At 71.2% G+C, this 21262-nt stretch carries 16 protein-coding genes; 8 read left to right on the top strand and 8 right to left on the bottom strand.

What is annotated here, in order from left to right:
- Positions 1-63 precede the first annotated feature (63 nt).
- Positions 64-2427, top strand: coding sequence for a glycoside hydrolase family 31 protein (locus AB0B50_RS09925; RefSeq protein ID WP_362328184.1), 2364 nt, complete (start codon positions 64-66; stop codon positions 2425-2427).
- Between the two features lie 45 nt (positions 2428-2472).
- Here the strand turns inward: AB0B50_RS09925 and AB0B50_RS09920 are convergent, their stop codons facing one another.
- The gene (locus AB0B50_RS09920; RefSeq protein WP_362328182.1) at positions 2473-3003 is read right to left on the bottom strand and encodes an NUDIX domain-containing protein; all 531 of its coding nucleotides are present in this window, start codon (positions 3001-3003) and stop codon (positions 2473-2475) included.
- A 73-nt stretch (positions 3004-3076) separates the two neighbouring features.
- On the opposite strand from AB0B50_RS09920, the gene AB0B50_RS09915 reads away from it, so the two are divergent.
- The 5 genes from AB0B50_RS09915 (at position 3077) to glpK (ending at position 8415) form a co-directional block, all read left to right on the top strand.
- Positions 3077-3883, top strand: coding sequence for a M15 family metallopeptidase (locus tag AB0B50_RS09915; RefSeq protein ID WP_362328180.1), 807 nt, complete (start codon positions 3077-3079; stop codon positions 3881-3883).
- Between the two features lie 194 nt (positions 3884-4077).
- A complete protein-coding gene (locus AB0B50_RS09910; RefSeq protein WP_362328178.1) occupies positions 4078-4524 on the top strand; it encodes a zinc ribbon domain-containing protein in 447 nt (148 codons plus the stop codon).
- A complete protein-coding gene (locus AB0B50_RS09905; RefSeq protein WP_362328176.1) occupies positions 4521-5711 on the top strand; it encodes a lipid-transfer protein in 1191 nt (396 codons plus the stop codon). The genes AB0B50_RS09910 and AB0B50_RS09905 overlap by 4 nt, the downstream gene beginning before the upstream one ends.
- A gap of 387 nt (positions 5712-6098) precedes the next feature.
- Positions 6099-6854 (top strand): MIP/aquaporin family protein, encoded by a 756-nt coding sequence (locus AB0B50_RS09900; protein WP_362328174.1) that lies wholly within the window; start codon positions 6099-6101, stop codon positions 6852-6854.
- A gap of 40 nt (positions 6855-6894) precedes the next feature.
- The gene (gene glpK / locus AB0B50_RS09895; RefSeq protein WP_362328172.1) at positions 6895-8415 is read left to right on the top strand and encodes a glycerol kinase GlpK; all 1521 of its coding nucleotides are present in this window, start codon (positions 6895-6897) and stop codon (positions 8413-8415) included.
- 159 nt (positions 8416-8574) lie between these two features.
- Here the strand turns inward: glpK and AB0B50_RS09890 are convergent, their stop codons facing one another.
- From AB0B50_RS09890 to AB0B50_RS09870, 5 genes are read right to left on the bottom strand one after another with little or no spacing between them, the layout of a single operon-like run.
- Entirely contained in the window at positions 8575-9180 is a 606-nt protein-coding gene (locus AB0B50_RS09890) for an ATP/GTP-binding protein (protein ID WP_362328170.1), read from the bottom strand.
- Positions 9161-12901 carry a hydantoinase B/oxoprolinase family protein gene (locus AB0B50_RS09885; protein ID WP_362328168.1) on the bottom strand — a complete coding sequence of 1247 codons (3741 nt, stop codon included), beginning with the start codon at positions 12899-12901 and terminating at the stop codon, positions 9161-9163. The genes AB0B50_RS09890 and AB0B50_RS09885 overlap by 20 nt, the downstream gene beginning before the upstream one ends.
- A gap of 25 nt (positions 12902-12926) precedes the next feature.
- Positions 12927-13370, bottom strand: coding sequence for a DUF742 domain-containing protein (locus AB0B50_RS09880; protein WP_362328167.1), 444 nt, complete (start codon positions 13368-13370; stop codon positions 12927-12929).
- 9 nt (positions 13371-13379) lie between these two features.
- On the bottom strand, positions 13380-13820 hold the full coding sequence (locus AB0B50_RS09875; protein WP_362328165.1) for a roadblock/LC7 domain-containing protein: 441 nt from the start codon (positions 13818-13820) through the stop codon (positions 13380-13382).
- Positions 13817-16894, bottom strand: coding sequence for a nitrate- and nitrite sensing domain-containing protein (locus AB0B50_RS09870; protein WP_362328163.1), 3078 nt, complete (start codon positions 16892-16894; stop codon positions 13817-13819). Before AB0B50_RS09870 ends, AB0B50_RS09875 begins: the two co-directional genes overlap by 4 nt.
- A gap of 444 nt (positions 16895-17338) precedes the next feature.
- On the opposite strand from AB0B50_RS09870, the gene AB0B50_RS09865 reads away from it, so the two are divergent.
- Positions 17339-17977, top strand: a complete 639-nt coding sequence (locus tag AB0B50_RS09865) for a hypothetical protein (protein WP_362328161.1) — start codon at positions 17339-17341, stop codon at positions 17975-17977.
- 347 nt (positions 17978-18324) lie between these two features.
- Here the strand turns inward: AB0B50_RS09865 and AB0B50_RS09860 are convergent, their stop codons facing one another.
- Together AB0B50_RS09860 and AB0B50_RS09855 are read right to left on the bottom strand one after the other, a co-directional pair.
- Positions 18325-19665, bottom strand: a complete 1341-nt coding sequence (locus AB0B50_RS09860; RefSeq protein ID WP_362328159.1) for an FAD-dependent oxidoreductase — start codon at positions 19663-19665, stop codon at positions 18325-18327.
- Positions 19662-19985, bottom strand: a complete 324-nt coding sequence (locus AB0B50_RS09855) for a bifunctional 3-phenylpropionate/cinnamic acid dioxygenase ferredoxin subunit (RefSeq protein ID WP_362328157.1) — start codon at positions 19983-19985, stop codon at positions 19662-19664. The genes AB0B50_RS09860 and AB0B50_RS09855 overlap by 4 nt, the downstream gene beginning before the upstream one ends.
- 190 nt (positions 19986-20175) lie before the next feature.
- Between AB0B50_RS09855 and AB0B50_RS09850 the strand changes: the two genes are divergently transcribed.
- Positions 20176-21006 carry an IclR family transcriptional regulator gene (locus tag AB0B50_RS09850; RefSeq protein ID WP_362328155.1) on the top strand — a complete coding sequence of 277 codons (831 nt, stop codon included), beginning with the start codon at positions 20176-20178 and terminating at the stop codon, positions 21004-21006.
- The last annotated feature ends 256 nt before the right edge of the window (positions 21007-21262 follow it).

Below are 21262 nucleotides of genomic sequence, written 5' to 3'. Positions count from 1 at the left end.
TCCCAGGTGAACGGCAGTTGAACGAAGCACACACGCGGCTTCTTCGGTGGCAGGGTGAGCAGCATGAACGGTCGTGACCTGGTGCGTTCGGTGAAGGCGGTCGGCATGGTCGGCACGGCGCGGGGGTTGCGCACGGTGCGCTCGTCGTGGCGCAGGTGGCGGACGGACGCGGCGGGGCTCGCTCCTCGGGGTGCCGAGCGGGCGCGGGTGCCCGGCACGGTGACGGCCGTGGAGCCGGGGCCCGGTGGTGGTGTGGTGCGGTTCGCCCGTTCCGAGCTGCGTGTGCGGGTGACCACCGGTGGGGCCGTCTTCTGGGGTTGGGACGGTGCCGGGCCCGAGCCTTCGTACGCGCTGTCGTGCCGGAGTCCCGAGCCGGATCCGCGGGCCGTGCTCGAACCCGACAAGGAGGGCGGCTGGCGGGTGGTGTCGGAGCGGGCGACGGTCGTCGTCTCGCGGCACGGGGCCGTCGAACTGCGCACGCCCGGCGGCGTGATGCTGCGGCGCGATCTGCCGCCGCGCTGGTGGGAGCCGGTCGAGGGCGGCGCGGCGCGTTGGGTGCAGCGGTCGGAGGTGGCGGCGGACGCACGGTTCTTCGGGCTCGGGGGTCGGGCCGGCGGGCCGCGGCTGCGGAACGGGACGTACCGGCTGTGGAACACCGATCCGGGTGGTTCCTTCGGGCCGGAGGACGATCCGCTGTACATCACCATGCCGGTGCAGATGGTGGTGGCCGACGCGGGTGCGCATCTGGTCTTCCACGACAACTCGTGGGAGGGCTCGGTCCATGTGCACGAGGGCGAGGAGGGGGCCGGGTCCGGTCATGACCGGACCGGGTCGTGCGAGGTACGGATGGACGGCGGGCCGCTGCGCTGCTGGGCGATGGTCGGTACCCCCGCGCGCGTGCTGCACACCTGGGCGTCGCTCACCGGGCCTCCGGCGCTGCCGCCGTCCTGGGCGCTCGGGCACCATCACGCGCGGTGGGGCTTCGGTAGTGAGCAGGAGGTGCGGCGGATCGTGGCGGGGTATCAGGAGCGCGGGCTGCCGCTGGACGCCGTGCACCTGGACATCGATCACTACGAAGCGCATCAGGTGTTCACCGTCGACAAGGAGCGATTTCCCAAACTGCCGCAGTTCGCGGACGAGTTGCGCAGGGACGGGATCCGGCTCGTCTCGATCGTCGATCCCGCGGTGAAGGCCGAGCCGGGCGTCGAGGTGTACGACAGCGGGACCGCGGCCGACGCGTTCGTGCGGGACGGCGCGGGGCGGGCGGTGCGCGGTGTCGTATGGCCCGGGGAGGCGGTGTATCCGGACTTCACCGACCCACGCGCGCGGGAGTGGTGGGGCCGACTCTACGAGGAGCGTATCGACCAGGGGTTCGCGGGGTTCTGGCACGACATGAACGAGCCGGTGTCGTTCGCCGCGTTCGGTGAGGCGACGCTGCCGCGTTCGGCGAGGCACTCCTTGGAGGGGCGCGGTGGCGACCACCGGGAGGCGCACAACGTGTACGGCCTGGCGATGGCCCGTGCCGGGTACGAGGGGCTGCGTGAACTGCACCCCGAGGAGCGGCCCTTCTTGTTCTCGCGTTCCGGGTGGGTGGGCATGCAGCGCTACGGAGGGACGTGGTCCGGTGATGTGTCCACGGGCTGGCCGGGGCTGCGCGCGTCGCTGTCGCTGGTGCTGGGGCTCGGGTTGTGCGGTGTGCCGTACTCGGGTCCCGATGTGGGCGGGTTCGACGGCAGTCCCTCGCCGGAGCTGTATCTGCGGTGGTTCCAACTGGGGGCGTATCTCCCGCTGTTCCGTACGCACGCGGCGATCGAGGCGGGGCGGCGCGAGCCCTGGGCGTTCGGGGACGAGGTGTTGGAGCACGCGCGTGTGGCGCTCGTCGAGCGCAGGCGGTTGTTGCCGTACTTCGTGACGCTGGCCCATCTCGCGCGGCGTACGGGCGCCCCTTATGTGCGGCCCTTGTGGTGGGCCACTCCGGAGGACCGGGGTCTGCGGGACTGCCAGGACGCGTTTCTGCTCGGGGACTCCTTGTTGGTGGCCCCGGTCATGGAGAGCGGTGCGGTGCGGCGTTCGGTGCGGCTGCCGCGGGGGCGGTGGTACGACACGGTGACGGGGAAGGCGTACGAAGGGGGCGGTCAGGTGTTGGTGGACGCTCCGTTGTCGCGCATCCCTGTGCTTGCGCGGGCGGGCACGGTGGTGCCGGTCAGGGGGCACGACGGCGGGCTCGAGCTGGAGGCGTGGGCGCCTGCCCAGGGACGTACGGGTGGGGGGCTCGTGGTCGCCGACACGGGTGACGGGTGGACAGAGGCGCCGCTCGAGCGGTTCACGACGCGGTGGAGCGAGGGGCGCGTGGTCGTCGAGAGGGACGGCGGTGAGGACGGGCCCGCACCGGGGCGTCCGGTGCGGGTGCGGGGGCTCGGCGGCTAGGGCAGGCCATGCGGGGGCCGAGGACCCCTTCGGCGGCTCGCGAGGTCAGTAGCGGCCCTCGAACCACGCGCGTGCCGCCAACGTGTGCAGCGGGAAGGCGAGTTCGTCGGGGCGGCGCAGCAGATGCCAGCCCTCGGTCTCGTCCGTCGGGGCGGAGACCGGCAGGTCCGTGGCAGGGCGTTCGGGCAGGAGGCCGAAGACCAGGAGGTAGCCGTCGGGTGCGCTCATGACGTCGGCCAGGCGGATGTCACGGCTGTGCGCGCCGATGCCCGTCTCCTCCTTGAGCTCGCGCACGACGGCGTCGCGCCAGTCCTCCCTGTCGTCGATGAACCCTCCCGGCAGGGCGATGCCCCCGCGCGCGGGAGGGATGGTGCGGGTCACGACGACCAATCCGGTGCCCTGTGTGTCGTACACAGGCTGGAGGGCGACCGCGACGGGGAGCGGATTGCGGTAGGCCACGGCGCCGCAGGCGGCGCAGGTGCGGGGCCAGCCGGAAGGCTGGTCTTCGTAGGCCACTCCGCAGCTCGAACAGTGGGAGCCTGGAACGGAGTTGGCGGGATGTGGGGATGCGGACACGCCGCGGACTGTATCCGATCCCCGCCGCGTCGGTCTTTCGCGGGTGGCGGTGATCCTGGTAGACGCAGGGGGCATGACAGGACTCGTCCCCGCCCTGCGGAATCTCGCCGTCGGTGCCGCCGCTCTGCTGGCCGTGACCGCCGCCCCTTCCCCCGCGCACGCGAAGCCCGAGCCGAAGGCTCCCGAGGAGTTCGTGGCACTGCGGGACGTCGACCCGACGATCATCCAGGAGATGCGCTACTTCACTCCGCACAACTTCGTGGGTGAGCGCGTCGACGGCTACAGGAAGCCGATGTGCATCCTCACCGAGCCCGCCGCCGAGGCGCTGCACAAGGCGCAGCGCACGCTGCTGCGCAAGGGCTACTCCCTGAAGGTGTACGACTGCTACCGGCCGCAGCGGGCCGTCGACCACTTCGTTCGCTGGGCCGAGGACCTGGGCGATGAGCGCATGAAGGCGGAGTTCTATCCCCGTGTCGACAAGTCGCGGCTGTTCGCGGACGGGTACATCGCCAAGAAGTCCGGGCACAGCCGCGGCTCGACGGTGGATCTGACGGTGGTGAGGCTGCCGGCCGCACCGACCCGCCCGTACGTCCCCGGGGAGCCGCTCACGCCGTGCCACGGGCCGCGGAGTGAGCGTTTCCCCGACAACTCGGTGGACATGGGTACGGGGTTCGACTGCTTCGACACGCTGTCGCACACGGACGATCCCCGCGTCACGGGCAAGCAGCGGATCAACCGCGATCTGCTGCGGAACGCGCTCACCAAGGAGGGCTTCGTCAATCTCCCCGAGGAGTGGTGGCACTTCACGTACAAGCCCGAGCTGTTCCCCGACACGTACTTCGACTTCCCTGTGTCGCGCAGGTCGCTCCAGGGCGGATAGCACCTCGTGCGGCGGAGGGTGTCCGGGTCCACCCCCGTCGGCCCCGGACACCCTCTCCGATACTCGGACGCGAGAGCGGACCATCCGGTTCACCTGCGGACGCCGCACTCTCCCCGCACTCCTCCCCCCTGCCGAAATACGGTTGCCCGTGGCACACTCCTGACGTTCCGTCAGATCCATCGCCTGGAGGAGCCTTGTCGCGTGCGTGCACGCCCGTAGTCGCCAACTGGTTCGCCGGGGAGGGTGAGGACTTCCGGCTTCTGGGTACGCGCTGTTCCGCGTGTGCCGCCGTCTTCTTTCCACGCGAGGACGGCTTCTGCCGCAATCCCGGCTGCGGAGGCGGCGAGCTCGTCGAGGTGTCCCTGTCGCGGCGCGGGCGCATCTGGTCGTACACCGACGGCCGCTACCGGCCACCCGCACCCTACGTCTCCGACCCGGAACTTCCTTGGCAGCCCTACACGTTGATCGCTGTGGAGCTGGAGGCGGAGCGCATGGTGGTGCTCGGCCAGTCGGCTCCGGGGGTCTCCGTCGCCGATCTGGAGGTCGGCATGGAGGTGGAGGTCGTCCCCGGCGTGCTCGACGAGGACGACGAGACGACGTGGACGACATGGCACTGGCAGCCGGTGGGGGTGAGCGCATGAGCGGCGAGGTGGCGGTGCTCGGCGCGGGCATGCACCCCTGGGGCAAATGGGGCCGCGGATTCGTCGAGTACGGAGTGGTGGCGGCACGCGCGGCACTCGCGGACGCCGGGGTCGACTGGCGGGACGTGGGCTCGATCGTCGGCGCGGACACGGTGCGGGGAGGCTATCCCGGGTACGTCGCCGGGGCGACGTTCGCCAAGGCCCTCGGCTGGCAGGGCGCACGGGTCGCGAGCGTGTACGCGGCGTGCGCGTCCGGCGCCCAGGCCATCAACACGGCACGTACACAGATCCTGGCCGGCATGGCCGACGTGGTCCTGGTGGTCGGCGCCGACGCGGCTCCCAAGGGGTTCTTCCGGCCCGCGGGCGGCGACCGGCCCGACGACCCCGACTGGCTGCGGTTCCGCGTCCTCGGCGCGACCAACCCCGCGTACTTCGGCCTCTACGCCCGCCGCAGGATGGCCGTCCACGGCGACACTCTGGAGGACTTCGCCCAGGTCAAGGTGAAGAACGCCGCATCGGGCGCGCTCAACGCGAACGCGCGCTACCGCAAGGCCGTCACCGTCGACGAGGTCGCCGCATCGGCCGTCGTGGCCGATCCGCTGAGGCTCCTGGACATCTGCGCCACTTCGGACGGGGCCGCGGCCCTCGTCCTCTCCAGCATGGAGTTCGCGCGGCGCCACGGAGCGGCGGATCCGGTGCGCGTCCGCGCGGTGTCCACGGTCACGCCGACCTATCCGAGGACGGTCCTTGACCTGCCGGACATCGCCACGGACTCGGCCGCGGCCGTGGACCCCGCCGACGGGACGTACCGCGCGTCCATCGCGCGAGCGGCGTACGAAGAAGCGGGCATCGGCCCCGACGACCTGTCCCTCGCGGAGGTCTACGACCTGTCCACCGCCCTGGAGCTGCAGTGGTACGAGGACCTGGGGCTCTGCGGCGAGGGCGAGGGCGCCAAGCTGCTGCGCGAAGGGGCGACCGCCCCTGGCGGACGCATACCGGTGAACACCAGTGGCGGACTGGCCTCCTTCGGAGAGGCCGTGCCCGCTCAGGCCATCGCTCAAGTCTGCGAGCTCACCTGGCAGTTGAGGGGGACGGCGGGGGCGCGGCAGATCGAAGGGGCGCGTGTGGGGATCACCGCGAACCAGGGGCTGTTCGGGCACGGGTCCGCGGTCGTCGCGGTCCGCTGAGTTCATGCCCGGCACTCCGACCGGTACGCCGAGGGACGCTCCGACGGGAAGCGCTCCCACCGGTTAACCGTTGCCGTCCGCGACCTTGACGCTCCATCACCATCGGTGAACACTTCCGGGTGTCAGTCGGCGTCGCCGTACCTCGGCTCCACGGCGTTCAGAACCTCTGCGCGCGCGAAGGGTCACGTACATAGGGCCTGCTCACCGGGTCATCCCCCAGGAGCGACGCGACTGCGACGGCACGCTCGTCGTGGACGCCGGGCGGGGCGCGGGAGACTCCCTGCCTCCGGCCGAATCAGCCGGGCGTATCCAGGCAGTAGTCGTGGGAAACGCACCCTTCACGGAGTACCGGGGCGCACCGCCCCGGGCGAGGGCCTAGGAGCCGCCATGTACTCGAATGGGGACATCTTCGTCGGTGAGGTCATCGGCACGGCGATTCTGATTCTGCTCGGCGCCGGCGTCTGTGCCGCCGTCACGCTCAGCCATTCGAAGGCGAAGGCCTCCGGGTGGGTCGTCATCGCCTTCGGGTGGGGCTTCGGTGTGCTCGCGGGGGCCTACACCGCAGGGCCGCTCTCCGGCGGCCACCTCAACCCCGCCGTCACGCTCGGCATCGCCATCGACACCGAGAAGTGGGACAAGGTCTGGGTCTATCTGCTCGGGCAGATGGTCGGCGCGGTGCTCGGCGCCGTCCTCGCGTACCTCGTCTATCTCGCGCAGTTCAACGCGAACGTCACACGGGGCGCGAAGGGCGACTCCGAAGGCGTGCACCAGCCGACGCCGACGCTCGGCATCTTCTCCACCATCCCGGAGATCCGGAACCCGGTCGCCAACCTCGTCACCGAGGTCATCGCGACCGTCGCGCTGGTGCTGCCGATCCTCGCCTTCGGTCTGACCAAGGGGCTCGGCGAGTCCGGTACACAGACGCTGATCGTGGCCTTCCTGGTCGTCGGCATCGGTCTCTCGCTCGGCGGGCCCACGGGCTACGCGATCAACCCCGCGCGCGACCTCGGTCCGCGCATCGTGCACACGTTCCTGCCGATCCCCAACAAGGGCACGTCCGACTGGAGCTACGCGTGGATTCCGGTGGCCGGACCGCTGATCGGCGGAGCCCTCGCGGGGCTCATCTACAACGCAGCCTTCTGAGTCTGCGCATCGACCCGAGTCTTCTCGTCAAGGGGTAGCCATGCCGGACAGCTCCGAGAAATTCGTCGCCGCCATCGACCAGGGCACCACGTCGAGCCGCTGCATCATCTTCAACCAGGACGGCGCTATCGTCGCCGTGGACCAGCGCGAGCACCGCCAGATCTTCCCCAAGCCCGGCTGGGTGGAGCACGACGCCACCGAGATCTGGTCCAAGGTGCAGGCGGTGGTCGCGGGGGCGATCGCCAAGGCCGGGCTCCGCGCCGACCAGGTCAGCGCGCTCGGCATCACCAACCAGCGTGAGACCACGGTCCTTTGGGACCGCGCCACGGGCAAGCCCGTGCACAACGCGATCGTCTGGCAGGACACCCGCACCTCGGCGCTCTGCAACGAACTGGGCGGCGCGGACGGCCAGGACCGCTTCCGCGAGCAGACCGGACTGCCCCTTGCGAGCTACTTCTCCGGGCCCAAGGCGGCCTGGCTGCTCGACAACGTGCCGGGACTGCGGGCCCGCGCGGAGCGGGGCGAGATCGCCTTCGGCACCATCGACTCCTGGCTGATCTGGAACCTCACGGGCGGCACCGACGGCGGCAAGCACGTCACCGACGTCACCAACGCGGGCCGCACCATGCTGATGAACCTGGAGACGCTCCAGTGGGACCAGTCGATCCTGTCGGCGATGAACGTCCCCGAGGCGGTCCTGCCGGAGATCAGGTCGTCGGCCGAGGTGTACGGCACGGCCGTGGGGCAGCTCTCCGGAGTGCCCGTCGCCTCCGCGCTCGGCGACCAGCAGGCGGCCGTCTTCGGACAGGCCTGCTACGACACCGGGACGGCCAAGAACACGTACGGCACGGGCAGCTTCCTGCTGCTCAACACCGGTAACCGGCCCGTCCCTTCGAAGAGCGGGCTGCTCACCACGATGGGCTACAAGATCGGCTCCGAGGCGCCCGTGTACTGCCTTGAGGGGTCGATTGCGATCACCGGCGCCCTGGTGCAGTGGTTCCGCGACCAGCTCGGCATCATCCGCAGCGCCGACGAGATCGAGCCGCTCGCGGCGAGCGTGGACGACAACGGCGGCGCGTACATCGTGCCCGCGTTCTCCGGTCTCTTCGCCCCCTACTGGCGCTCCGACGCGCGCGGCGTCGTCACCGGTCTCACCCGGTACGTCACCAAGGGGCACCTGGCACGCGCGGTCCTGGAGGCGACCAGCTGGCAGACCCGTGAGGTCGTCGACGCCATGTACCAGGACTCCGGGGTGCGGATCACCACCCTCAAGGTGGACGGCGGCATGACCAAGAACAACCTCCTGATGCAGCACCAGGCGGACGTCCTCGGCGTACCCGTGATCCGTCCGAAGGTCTCCGAGACGACCTGTCTGGGCGCGGCGTACGCGGCCGGGCTCGCGACGGGCGTGTGGAACGACCTCGACGAGCTCAAGGCGCATTGGCAGCAGGACGTCGAGTGGTCGCCGCAGATGGACGCGGAGACGCGCGAGAAGGAGTTCCACAACTGGCACAAGGCGGTGGAACGGAGCTTCGGCTGGCTGGAGGACGGAGAGGGCTGAGCCGAGCCGAGCTGCGGCCCGTACCCCGGTCGGCGGGGGTACGGGCCGTAGGTCCTTGAACGGCCTTGAGGCCCTGCGACTTTCAGGCCATGCCTTTTGGGGCCCTGCAGTTCTCGGACGATGCGGTTCTCGGACGATGCGGTTCTCGGACGATGCGGTCTAGGTGGTCGCGGGCTCCCTCACGGCGGCCGCGGCCGCCATCGCGTGCTCGACGACGTCGATGAGGACCTCCTTGACGGACTCGCGGTCCCGCGCGTCGCACAGGACGACGGGCACCTGCTCGTCGAGGTCGAGCGCCTGGCGCACGGCGTCGGCGGGGTAACGGTCCGCGCCCTCGAAGCAGTTGACGCCGACGACGAAGGGTATGGAGCGGCGCTCGAAGTAGTCGACGGCGGCGAAGCAGTCCTCCAGGCGGCGGGTGTCGGCGAGGACCACGGCACCCAGTGCCCCGGTGGCCAGCTCGTCCCAGAGGAACCAGAAGCGGTCCTGCCCGGGTGTGCCGAAGAGGTACAGGACGAGGTCCTCGCGGAGCGTGATGCGGCCGAAGTCCATGGCCACCGTGGTGGTGTGCTTGCCCGCCACGCCGCTGGTGTCGTCGATGGGGCGGCCGACCTCGCTGAGGGTCTCCTCGGTGCGCAGCGGCTTGATCTCGCTGACCGCCCCGACCAGCGTCGTCTTGCCGACGCCGAAGCCGCCCGCCACCAGGATCTTCAGCGTCACCGGCTCGACGGGGGCCTTGCCGCGCTCAGAACGCCTGAAGATCATCGCTCACTTCTCCTGCATCGGTGACTGCGTCAGTGACTACGTCGGTGGTGTCGCGCGGGGCCGGTCCGTATCCGCCGCCGCCCGGGGTTTCGATCACGAGTACGTCGCCGGGGCCCAGGTCGGCCGAGTCGCTGCCGCCGAGTTCCAGGACGCCGCCGTTCGCGCGTTCCACGCGGCCCGCGCCGAGCGCGCCGGTGGCGCCGCCCGCCATGCCGTACGGCGCGACCCTACGGTGCTGCGACAGGGTGGACACCGTCATCGGCTCGCGGAAGCGGATGCGGCGCACGGCCCCGTCCCCGCCGCGCCACCTCCCGCTGCCGCCGCTGCCCGGCCGGACCGCGAACTCCTCCAGGAGGACGGGCAGCCGCCACTCCAGGACTTCGGGGTCGGTGAGCCGCGAGTTGGTCATGTGGGTCTGTACGACGGGCGCCCCGTCGAAGCCGTCGCCCGCTCCGGAGCCGGAGGCCACCGTCTCGTAGTACTGGTGGCGGTCGTTGCCGAAGGTGACGTTGTTCATCGTCCCCGATCCCTCGGCCTGCACGCCCAGGGCGGCGTAGAGCGCGCCCGTGATGGCCTGCGAGGTCTCCACGTTGCCCGCGACGACGGCCGCGGGCGGCTCGGGAGCGAGCAGGGAGCCGGGCGGCACGATGATGCGCAGGGGGCGCAGACAGCCGTCGTTGAGGGGGATGTCGTCGTCGACGAGGGTGCGGAAGACGTACAGGACCGCGGCGTTGACCACCGCGAAGGGAGCGTTGAAGTTCGTGGCGAGCTGAGGCGACGTACCGCTGAAGTCGACGGTCGCGGAGCGTTCTTCGCGGTCGACGGTGACACGGACGTGGATCGTGGCGCCCGAGTCGGTTTGATAAGCGAACTCGCCCTCTTCCAGGACGTCGATGACACGGCGTACGGATTCTTCGGCGTTGTCCTGGACGTGCTTCATATACGCCTGGACGACGTCGAGGCCGAAGTTGTCGATCATCCGGGCGACTTCGTCGACGCCCTTCTGGTTGGCGGCGATCTGTGCGCGCAGGTCGGCGAGGTTGGTGTCCGGGTTGCGCGAGGGATAGCGGGCTTCGGTGAGCAGGCTCCAGGTCTCGGCCTCGCGGAAGCGACCCTCTTCCACGAGGAGCCAGTTGTCGAAGAGGACGCCCTCCTCCTCGATGGTGCGGCTGCCCGCGGGCATGGAGCCGGGGGCGATGCCACCGATCTCGGCGTGGTGGCCGCGCGAGGCCACGTAGAAGAGGATCCGCTCCTGTGAGGTGTGGTGCTCCCCCGGTGAAATGCCGTGCTCCCCCGGCCTGTCGAAGACCGGGGTGATGACGGTGACGTCGGGGAGGTGGGTGCCGCCGTGGTAGGGATCGTTGACCGCGTAGGTGTCCCCGGGGCGCATGGTGCTGCCGCGGCGTTCGATCACCTCCTTCACGCTGGTGCCCATCGAGCCCAAGTGGACGGGGATGTGCGGGGCGTTGGCGACGAGGTTGCCGTCGGGGTCGAACAGCGCGCAGGAGAAGTCGAGCCGTTCCTTGATGTTCACCGACTGCGCCGTGGACTCCAGGCGGGCGCCCATCTGTTCGGCGATGGACATGAAGAGGTTGTTGAAGACCTCCAGGAGGACAGGGTCGGCGGCGGTGCCGGCGGTGGAACTCTCCGGCGCCGCGACGCGTTCCATGACCAGGTGGCCCGCCTCCGTCGTCGCCGCCCGCCAGCCGTCGTCCACGACCGTCGTGGCACTGGCCTCGGTGATGATCGCCGGTCCGATGACGGTCTCGCCGGGCGGCAACTCCTCACGACGGTGCAGGAGTACGTCGTGCCAGGCGCCGCCGGTGTGCAGACGCACGCGCTGCGGGGTGCCCGGTGTCACCTCGCCCGCAAGGGCCGACAGGTCGGGCTGTTCGGTGAGCCCGGTGGCCTCCACGGAGAGGGCCTCGACGACGACCGGCCGATCCAGCGTGAAGGAGTACGTGGCGCGGTGGCGGTCCTCGAAGGCCCGGGTCATGGCGTCCGGGTCCGTGAGTTCCACGGTCAGGGCGGTGTCCGTGCCGTCGTAGCGCAGTTGGGCACGGCGGGTGACGCGGATGCGGTCGCCGGGCACGTCCTCGGCGAGGAGTTCGTCGCGGGCGGCGCTCTCCAGATCGTCGGCGGTCTTGAGGACATGGGGCATCGACGACGCCTCCAGCGGCGCCTCCACCGACTGTTCGCGCATCGCCGTGGTGTCGGCGAGGCCGATGCCCAGGGCGGAGAGCACACCGGCCATCGGGGGCACGAGGACGGTGCGGATGCCGAGCGAGTCGGCGACCATGCACGCGTGCTGGCCGCCCGCGCCGCCGAACGTGGTCAGGGCGTAGCGCGTGACGTCGTGGCCCTTCTGGACCGAGATGCGCTTGATCGCGCCCGCGATGTCGGCCACCGCGATCCGCAGATATCCCTCGGCGACCTGCTCGGGCGTGCGGTCGTCGCCGGTCGCCTCATGGATCTCGCGGGCCAGCTCCGCGAAGCGGTCGCGGACGAGCGCGTCGTCCAGGGGCTCATCGCCGTCCGGGCCGAACACCCTTGGGAAGTGGGTGGGTTGGACGCGCCCCAGGGCGACATTGGCATCGGTGACGGTGAGCGGCCCGCCACCCCGGTAGCTCGCCGGGCCCGGGTCTGCGCCCGCCGAGTCGGGGCCCACCCGGTAGCGGCTGCCGTCGAAGTGGAGCACGGAGCCGCCGCCCGCGGCGACGGTGTGGATGTCGAGCATCGGGGCGCGCAGCCTGACCCCGGCGATCTGCGTGGTGAAGACCCGCTCGTACTCGCCCGCGTGGTGCGACACGTCCGTCGACGTGCCGCCCATGTCGAAGCCGATGACGCGGTCGAAGCCGGCCAGGCGCGACATGCGGGCCATGCCCACGATGCCGCCCGCCGGGCCGGACAGGATCGCGTCCTTGCCGCGGAACTGGCCGGCCTCGGCGAGACCGCCGTTGGACTGCATGAACATCAGGCGGACGCCGTGGAGTTCGTCGGCGACCTGCTGGACGTAGCGGCGCAGGACCGGTGAGAGGTACGCGTCGACGACCGCGGTGTCCCCGCGCGGGACGAACTTCATCAGAGGGCTGACCTCGCTGGAGAGCGAGACCTGTGGGAAGCCGGTGCGGACGGCGAGGTCGCCGATGGCCCGTTCGTGGGCGGGGTACAGATGGCTGTGCATGCAGACGACCGCCACGGAGCGGATGCCGTCGTCGTACGCCTGCCTCAACGGCCCCTCGATGCCCTGCAGATCGGGTGGGCACAGCACGTCGCCGTCGGCGGTGACGCGCTCGTCGACCTCGATGACCCGGTCGTAGAGCAGTTCGGGGAGCACAATCCGGCGGGCGAAGATCTGCGGGCGGTTCTGGTAGCCGATGCGCAGGGCGTCGCGGAAGCCGCGGGTGACGACCAGGGCGGTGGGTTCGCCCTTGCGCTCCAGGAGGGCGTTGGTGGCGACGGTGGTGCCCATGCGGACGGTGTCGACCGCCTCCGCGCCGCCTTCTGCCCCGCTGCCGGTCCCGCCTTCTGCCCCGCTGTCGGTCCCGCCGTCGGTCCCGCTGGCTGCGAGGAGTTCTCGGATTCCCGCGACCGCCGCGTCCTGATACCTGGCCGGGTTGTCGGAGAGCAGTTTGTGCGTGCGGAGGCGACCGTCCGGGTGCCGCGCGACGATGTCGGTGAAGGTGCCGCCCCTGTCGACCCAGAACTGCCAGCCAGTCACGTTCTCACTCCCGCTTCCGCGCTGTTCAGAGCGCCCGGAGGCCGTTGATCACGTCGCGCAGAATACTCTCGTCCGGCAGCTCGGCCGGGGGTACGGGGCGGGTCACGTGCACCAGTTCGTCGTCCACGAGATCACCGATGAGGACGCGGACCACGCCGATGGGCAGGTCGAGTTCGGCCGCCAGCTCGGCGACCGACTGGGGCGTGTCCCGGCAGAGTTCGACGATGTCCACGTGCTCCGGAGACAGCGTCTGGTCGGCCTCCGGCACTCCGTAGGCACGTGCTTCCGCGATGACGACCGCGATCAGGTCGAGGCGGTGCTGGCCGACGCTCGTGGTGCGGCCGCGCGTCATGGCGTACGGCCGCACCACTGGACCGGCGTCGTCGTCGAACCAGTGGGGCGTCTCCTGCGCCCCCGGTATCCCCTGTCCGGCCTCTGCTCTCTGCGTCCCTCGACCGTCGTCGCTCATGACCTCCCACTACCCCCCGGCGGGCAGGTCCGTGCGCGGCGCCGTACCCAGATGCACACCCACCCTCTTGACCAGCAGCGTCATTTCGTACGCCACCAGGCCGACGTCGGAGTCCGCGTCCGACAGGACGGCGAGGCAGCTGCCGTCGCCCGCGGCCGTGACGAAGAGGAACGCGTCGTCGAGCTCGACCACGGTCTGGCGGACCCTGCCCGCCTCGAAGTGGCGGCCCACGCCCTTGGCGAGGCTGTGGAACCCGGAGGCGACGGCGGCGAGGTGCTCGCTGTCCTCCCTGGTCAGGTTCTTCGACACGCCGGTCGGCAGGCCGTCGCCCGAGAGCACGAGCGCCTTGCGGATGCTGGCGACGCGCTGCACCAGGTCGTCGAGGAGCCAGTTCAGCTCTCCCCGTCCGCCGGTCGTGGTGGTGCGTGTGTCGGCCTTCGGTGCGGTCATCGACCGTCCCCCTCAGATGTCGTTCCTGGTGCTGTGCCGTCCGTGGCGTCGTCGCCCGCGGCATTCTCGTCGCGGCCGCGCTGCCAGCCCCGCTGCAGCGAGGCCATGCGGCTGCGTACCTCTTCCGCGTCACGCTCCTCCGGCCGGGTCTCGGCGCGGTCGGTGCGGCGGTCGGGGCCGTCCTTCAGCTGCGGGGCGAGACTGGCCTGCCGGACACGGCGGGGCAGTCCGCCCGGAGCGGTCGTGGTGGTGGAGCTCCGGTCCCGTTCGGTCTCCGCGGCGGGGGCCGGTGCGGAGCGGGGCCTGGTCGTGCCCCGGTCCTGGGTGGTGGTGCGGCGGCCGCGACGGGGCAGCTCCGGCGGCGCGTCGTCGACGGCCGTGACGTCCCGGTGCGGTGGGGCGAGATCGGGCCATTCGGTGCGGGACCGCAGTGGCTGCGGAACCTCGTCCTCGGGTACCGGGTCCAGGGGCCTGCTGTCCGAAAGCCCGCTCTCCGTAGACCTGCTCTCCGTAGACCTGCTCTCCGTAGACCTGCTCTCCGAAAGCCTGCTCTCCGTGGACACGCCTTCCGAAGGCCTGCCTCCTGGGAACCTGCTCTCGGAGAACCGGCTGTCCTGACTCCGGCCGTCCTGACTCCGGCCGTCTTGCGTACGGCTGTCCTGGCTCCGGCTGTCCTGTGCGCGGCCGTCGTGCGTGCGGCTGTCCTGCGGCCTGCTGTGCGTGACCGGACGGCCGTGCGAGCTGACCAGCTTCGGGGTCCTGCGGCGCGGCAGCGGAACGGGGCCTACGGAGTGGGCGTCCTCGGCCGGTTCGTCGTCGACGTGGGTGGGGCCCACGTCCCGGCGGATCGGTTCCGCGCGGCTCGCCTCGCGGTCGTCGCGGGCCTGCTGGTGCTGCTCGCCGGGCGTGCCCGCGATCCGGCGGCGCGGGCGGAAGAGTCCACCGCGCTCGCTGTCCTCGTCGTCGAGCGCGCCGGGGAAGGCGTCGAGGTCCACCATGCCGACGGGCGCCTCCAGTTCGACGGGGCCGTCGAGGACGGAGGCGGGCAGGCCGGGAAGTTGCACGGGCACCTGGGAGAGGGCCGCTGTGCGGTCGGCCGTCTTGTCGGTGCCCACCGCGGGCTCCTTGGCCTGCGGCCGGTCGAGGCGGAAGCCGACGCCTCCGGTGTCGGGCACGTCGTCGGTGAGCAGTGCCTCCGGGATGAAGACGACGGCGGTCGTGCCGCCGTACGGAGAGGGCTGCAGCGAGACGCGGACGCGCTGGCGCTGCGCGAGCCGGCTGACCACGAACAGGCCGAGCCGGTCGGTGTCGGACAGCTCGAACTCGGGGGTCTCCGCAAGCCGCAGATTGGCGTCCAGGAGCGCGTCGGGAGCCATGCCGAGGCCCCGGTCGTGGATCTCCAGGGTGAAGCCGTTCGCGACGTGCTCGCCGAGGACCTGCACCGCGGTGTGCGGGGGCGAGAACACCGTGGCGTTCTCCAGGAGTTCGGCCAGCAGGTGCGTGAGGTCGGCGACGGCGGGTCCGGTGACCGCGATGCGGGGCAGGCGGCGGACCTCGATGCGTTCGTAGTCCTCGACCTCGGCGACGGCGGCGCGGACGACGTCCATGAGCTGGACGGGCTTGCGCCACTGCCGCGAGGGGGCCGCGCCGGAGAGGATCACGAGACCCTCGGCGTGCCGCCGCATGCGGGTGGTCAGGTGGTCGAGGCGGAAGAGGTCGGCGAGCTCGTCGGTGTCCTCGGTCCTGCGCTCCATGGTGTCCAGGAGGGTGAGCTGCTTGTGCAGCAGGACCTGACTGCGGCGGGCGAGGTTGACGAAGACCTCGGAGACGCCGCGACGCAGGTCGGCCTGTTTCACGGTGGCCTCGACGGCGGCGCGCTGCAGGGTGTTGAGGGCCTGCCCGACCTGTCCGATCTCGTCCTTGCCGTACGTGAGGCGGGGCGCCTCGGTCTCCACGTCCACCTGCTCCCCGGCCGCCAGGCGGCGCAGGACGCCCGGCAGCCGGACGCCGGAGGCCTCGTGGGCCTCCAGCCGCAGGCGGCGCAGGTCCTTGATGAGACTGCGGCCGATGCGTACGGACATGAAGAGCGAGAGCAGCAGGGCGAGCAGGCCGAGCACACCGGCGAGGATCACACGCAGGATCACGTCGAAGGCCTCGGGCTCGACGCGTTCCCGGAAGCGGTCGCTCGCTTCGATGTCGCGCTCGGAGAGGTCCTTGAGGACCCTGCCCGCGGCGCCGTCCCAGTGCGAGGACGTCACCGCGCGCGGGGTGCCGGGCGAGGACTCGACGACGTCCTGCTCCGCCTTGCGGAGTTGGGCGGTCTCGGCACCCTTCCAGTAGCGCTCGTAGCCGCCGCGCTCGTCCTCGGGAAGCTGCGCGAGGTTCACCTCGTACAGGAGGGTGCGCTGCGCGCGGAGCTCGGAGATCTGCCGGAGCTCACCGCCGGTGATCCGCCGCGCGACGAGTGCCGAGCCGATCATCGCGTCCTCACGGGACAGCAGTTCACGCGCGCGTGAGACGCCGACGAGCGCGCGGCCCTGCTGGTCGAAGCTCACGTCGTCGAGGCCCGCGAAGCCGTTGAGGCTGTTGAGCAGTTCGAAGCAGGGGTCGATCAGCTTGGTGTACATCTTCAGGGCGCCGACGCGGCCGATCGTGCCCTCTTCGACGCTGCGGCGCAGTGACTCGACGCCGTCCAGGGCCTCGACGAGCGCGGTCAGACGCTTGCCCGAACCGCTGTCGATGCTTCCGCGAACGTTCGAATCCGCGGCGTTCGAGCGGACCTTGGAGATCACGTCGTCGGTCGCGGAGCGGCTGCGGCGCAGTGCGGCCATGGCGTCCGACGCGCGCGGGTCGGCGAGGTAGACGGCGGTCTGACGGCGCTCCTGCTGAACGACGCGGACCGTGTCCTCGACCGGGTAGCCGATCTTGTCGACGACGTTGGCGGTGTCGATCAGTCTGACCGCCTCGCGGCCGGTGATGACGGTGGCGAAACCCCAGATCGCGGTCAGGGAAACCAACGGCACGAGCAGCAGTGCCACGATCTTCCGGCGGATGGACTTCCCGCGAAAGCGCATGGCCTCCCCTAGATCGGCCCCCTGAGGCCGTTGCACGGGCCAGGGGCACACATGTGCGTCAACAAACGGCGCGAGCCTACTACCGACTCACGAGCAACTCGAAGACGCATCCGAGCGCTTTTCAGCCGTGACGCGAAAGGGACGTCCCTAGTTGTCCCTCCATTACGGGAGATTGCGTCCCAGCATGTGGCGCATGCCACCCGCCCCCATCCTCCGTTCCACGCACGCCAGTTGGCCGGAATTCTTCGCCGCACGGAAGCGGAGCGGGAATCTTTCCGATCTCCCGCTCGTCCAACAGGAAGAGAGCCGCGGGTCTGGGGCACGGCGCAGGGCAGGCGGCATATAGCGCAGCAAAACGGGCAGCCACAGGTGAGTTGGGCCTGAGGGCTTGAGGACCTGAGGATGCTCCATGAACGGCCGCGAGGCAGCGGGGGGAGTGACGAAATGATGGGCACGGCAGAGCGCCACAGGGCGTCCGGGAGTGTGACACCCGGGAGCGGCACGTCCGCCCCCGGCGGACGTGCCGCCGAGGGAACGGACAAGGCGGCACCGGTCGGCACAGCGGCACCGGTCAGCGAAGCGGCACCGGTCGGAAAAGCGGCGCTTGACGAGGTCGCGGCGGCGTGGGGTGCGGTGCCGCGGGAGGCGGCGGTGCAGGAGGCGGTGCCTCAGGAGCGTGAACGCCCCGCGCCGAGGCCGTCGTTGTGGGTCGAGGAGCCCGCCCGCAGACGGCGGCTGCCGGATCCGGTGCGCACGGCCGCCGTGCGGGCCGTGATCATAGTGGCGGCCACCCTGGTGCAGGCGATGATCGCCGTCCTGTGCACGCTCGCCGGGTCCTGGCTCTCCTTCCCCATGGTCCTCAGCAGCGTGGCCAGCACGGTCGTGGCCACCTGGGGCGTGCTCGACGTATGGGTGACCCGCCAGGTGTGGAACCAACGGCACGGAGTCGTGTCGATGCCGAGCAGCACGGCGCGGCGGCTGCGGCGCGAGCGGCGTAAGGCCCGACGTCAGGCGCGGGCCGCTGCGCGCGGCAAGGAGCGGATACAAAGGCGGGGTGGGGCGGGGCAGTTGTCGCACTCCTGAGTGTGCGGTAGGGCGGAGCAGCTGTGGCGCTCCTGGGCGCGAGGGAGAGCGGGGGCAACTGTCGCACTCCTGAGCGCGAGAGAGGGCGGCGCAACTGTGGCTGTGGCGCTCCCGAGTCGGTGTGCGGCGGGGCTCGGCGTCTGAGCTGCCGTACGCCTCGGCACATCGGGGCGCCGCAGAGCGTCGGCGCGCCGCAGGGCTTCCGGACATCTCAGCGCGTCCGCACGGCACAGCACGGCCGGACATCTCAGCACGTCCAGACATCTCAGCGCGTCCGCACACCTCCGCGCACCCACGCCCCGCAGAGCCCCCGCACACCACAGCGCATCCGCACACTCGGGCCCGCCTCAAACCCCCGCGGGTTCCCCCGACCCCTCCCCGGCCCGAGCGGCGGCCAGCTCCCTGCGCACCTTCATGAACGGTCGGGCCCGGTCGATCGCCAGGACCGCTGTCGTTCGGCCCTCCCGTTCGTAGACGGCCAGGAAGCCGCCCTCACCCAGGGCGTCCGGGGAGCCCTCGACTACGCGCACCGTGTCGCCCTCGCCCCTCCGCCCCGCGAACTGGATGCGGGAGCCGTACTGGTCCGACCAGAAGTACGGCAGCGGGCGCGCCGTTTCGACCGTGCGCCCGGCCAGCAAGTTCCGTACGGCGAGGCGAGGTTGCTCCGTGGCACTCGTCCAGTGCTCGGCGCGGATTCCGCCCGCTCTGGCGACATCGCCCACCGCGACGACCTGCGGCAGGGCGGTGACACAGCCGTCGTCGCACAGGACGCCGTCGTCCACGGCGAGGGGCGAGCCCGCGAGCCACGCGGTGTTGGGTGCCGCCCCGATGCCTACGACGACCACATCGGCGGGCAGCGCCCGGCCGTCGGCGAGGTCCACCGCGGCGACGGCTCCTCCACGGCCCATGGTCACTACGCCTCCAACACCCGTGGTCACTGCACCTCCACCACCCATGGCCGCCGCGCCGCCGCCCGAACTCCCTCCGCCCGAACTCCCTCCGCTCTCACGCCCCGCACCCCGCAGCCCCGCCACTCCCACGCCCGTCAGCAGCCTCGCCCCGCCGCGCGCGTGCAGCCCCGCGCACACCGTTGCCATCTCGGCCCCCAGTTGGGCCACGAGCGGCACCGGCGCGGCCTCGACGACCGTGACGTCATGCCCGAGCGCCACGCACGAGGACGCGGTCTCCGCCCCGATGAAGCCGCCGCCGATCACCACGACGCGCCGCGGTCCCCGGGTCAGCTCCGCCCGCAGCGCGCGGGCGTCGTCCAGAGTCCGCAGAGTGTGGACGCCCGCGAGCCGGGGCCCGGGAAGGGAGCGCGCGGACGCCCCGGTGGCGATCACCACGCCGTCGGACGGCAGGGCGCGGCCGTCGTCGAGCACGACGGTGCGGCCCCGTGCGTCGAGGGCATGCGCGCGCGTGCCGAGAATCCACTCGGCGTCCAGCTCCTCGCTCTCCTCCGCGTCGGACAAGGCGAGTTGACCCTCTTCCGCGCCCCCGGACGAGTCTCCGGTGAGGAACTCCTTGGACAGCGGCGGCCGGTCGTACGGCTGATGCGGTTCCGCTCCGACGACGACCAGGCGACCGTCGAAACCCTGGGCGCGCAGTTCCCGCGCCGCGTAGAGGCCGGCGAGCGAGGCGCCGACCACGGTGACGGTCCTCAGCCGTCCCGCGGTGCCGACGCTCATGCGGCGGACCCCTCCTCGGTGGCGGTGAGGCTCACGTGGATCATGCCGTCCTCGACGTACACCTGGTGGGTGCGCACGGACCGGCGGGCGGGCAGGCACGTGGGCCGGCCCGTGCGGAGATCGAATGAGGCGGCGTGCAGCGGGCATTCGACCAGACAGCCCTCAAGCCATCCCTCCGACAGGGACGCGTCCTGGTGGCTGCATGTGTCGTCGATGGCGAAGAGCTCGCCGTCGGCGTTGAACACCGCGACGGGCGGCGTGGTGTCGAGGCGGACGGACTCGCCCGCGGGGAGGTCTTCGAGGCGGCATACGGGAATCATGGGCCCCCCTCTTGATGTCATTCGGCCCGGTCCTCGCCCCTTCTGGGGCCAAGACCCTTCGGTAACATGATGTTTCGCATGGCGCACGAGGGAGCGCTATGCGCAACAGAATCCGGGCGGGGCGCCCACCGCGTCAAGGGCTTCCCGAATACGCGGCTTCAACAGGCCGCCAGGTGGTGAGAGTTCAGATATGACGGGCACGCGGAAACAGGCTGATCAGGACAGGGAGACGCACCGGGAATCACGGGAGAGGCAGCCGAAGGGAGCCGCCGGATCCGTCCAGTCCGTGGACCGCGCGGTGAGCGTGCTGGAGATCCTCGCGCGCCACGGGGAGGCCGGAGTCACCGAGATAGCCGACGAGTTGGGCGTCCACAAGTCGACGGCCTTCCGGCTCCTCGGGGTGCTCGAGAACCGCGGCCTCGTCGGTCAGGCGAAGGACCGCGGGAAGTACTTCCTGGGCGCGGGCGTACTCCGCCTGGCGGGGGCGGCGGCAGTGCGCATGGACATCTCCCAGGAAGGCGGCCCGGTCTGCCGCGAGCTCGCGGACGAGCTGGGCGAGACGGTCAACATCGCGGTCCTGGACGACGACGCCGCGGTCAACATCATGCAGGCCAGGGGCCCGGCGTCGGTGACCGCACAGAACTGGCTCGGCCGGCGCACGCCGCTGCACGCCACCTCCAGCGGCAAGGTGCTCCTCGCGCATCTGCCGACGACGCTGCGCGAGGGACTGATGGCCCGCACGCTGCCGCGCCTGACCGAGCACACGGTGACCGGCACGGTGGCGCTGCGCGGCGAGTTGGAGACCGTGATGGAGCAGGGGTTCGCCGTCGCCGTCGAGGAGTTGGAGGTGGGCCTCGCCGCCGTCGCCGCGCCCGTGCGTGCACACGACGGCAAGGTGATCGGCGCGCTCAGCGCGTCGGGGCCCGTGTACCGCCTGACCGAGGACCGGCTGACCGAGCTCGCCAAGCGCACGGTCGCGGCCTCCGTGGAGCTCTCGCGGCGGATGGGGTACGGCTTCTGACGGACCGTCCGGCACGACGTCACCGAGTACGCGAGGGCCGGGCGTCGGCGCCTCGAGGTCGACCGCCGGGCCGCGGAGACGAGGGCGGGGGCCAGGACGGAGACGAAGGCGAGGACGGAGACGAAGGCAGGAGCGAGGGCGAAGACAAGGGCGGGGCCAGGGAACTCCTGGCCCCGCCCTCCCGTGTGTCGGCCTCGTTTCGCCGCGCCCCCGCTGATTTGCGAAGGCTTAACTCCGCCCTCTTGACGGCCTCTTG

This window comes from Streptomyces sp. NPDC041068 (assembly GCF_040647455.1).
Lineage (GTDB): Bacteria > Actinomycetota > Actinomycetes > Streptomycetales > Streptomycetaceae > Streptomyces.
Note: the sequence above shows the minus strand (reverse complement) of the source record. Positions and strands in the feature narration are given on the sequence as shown.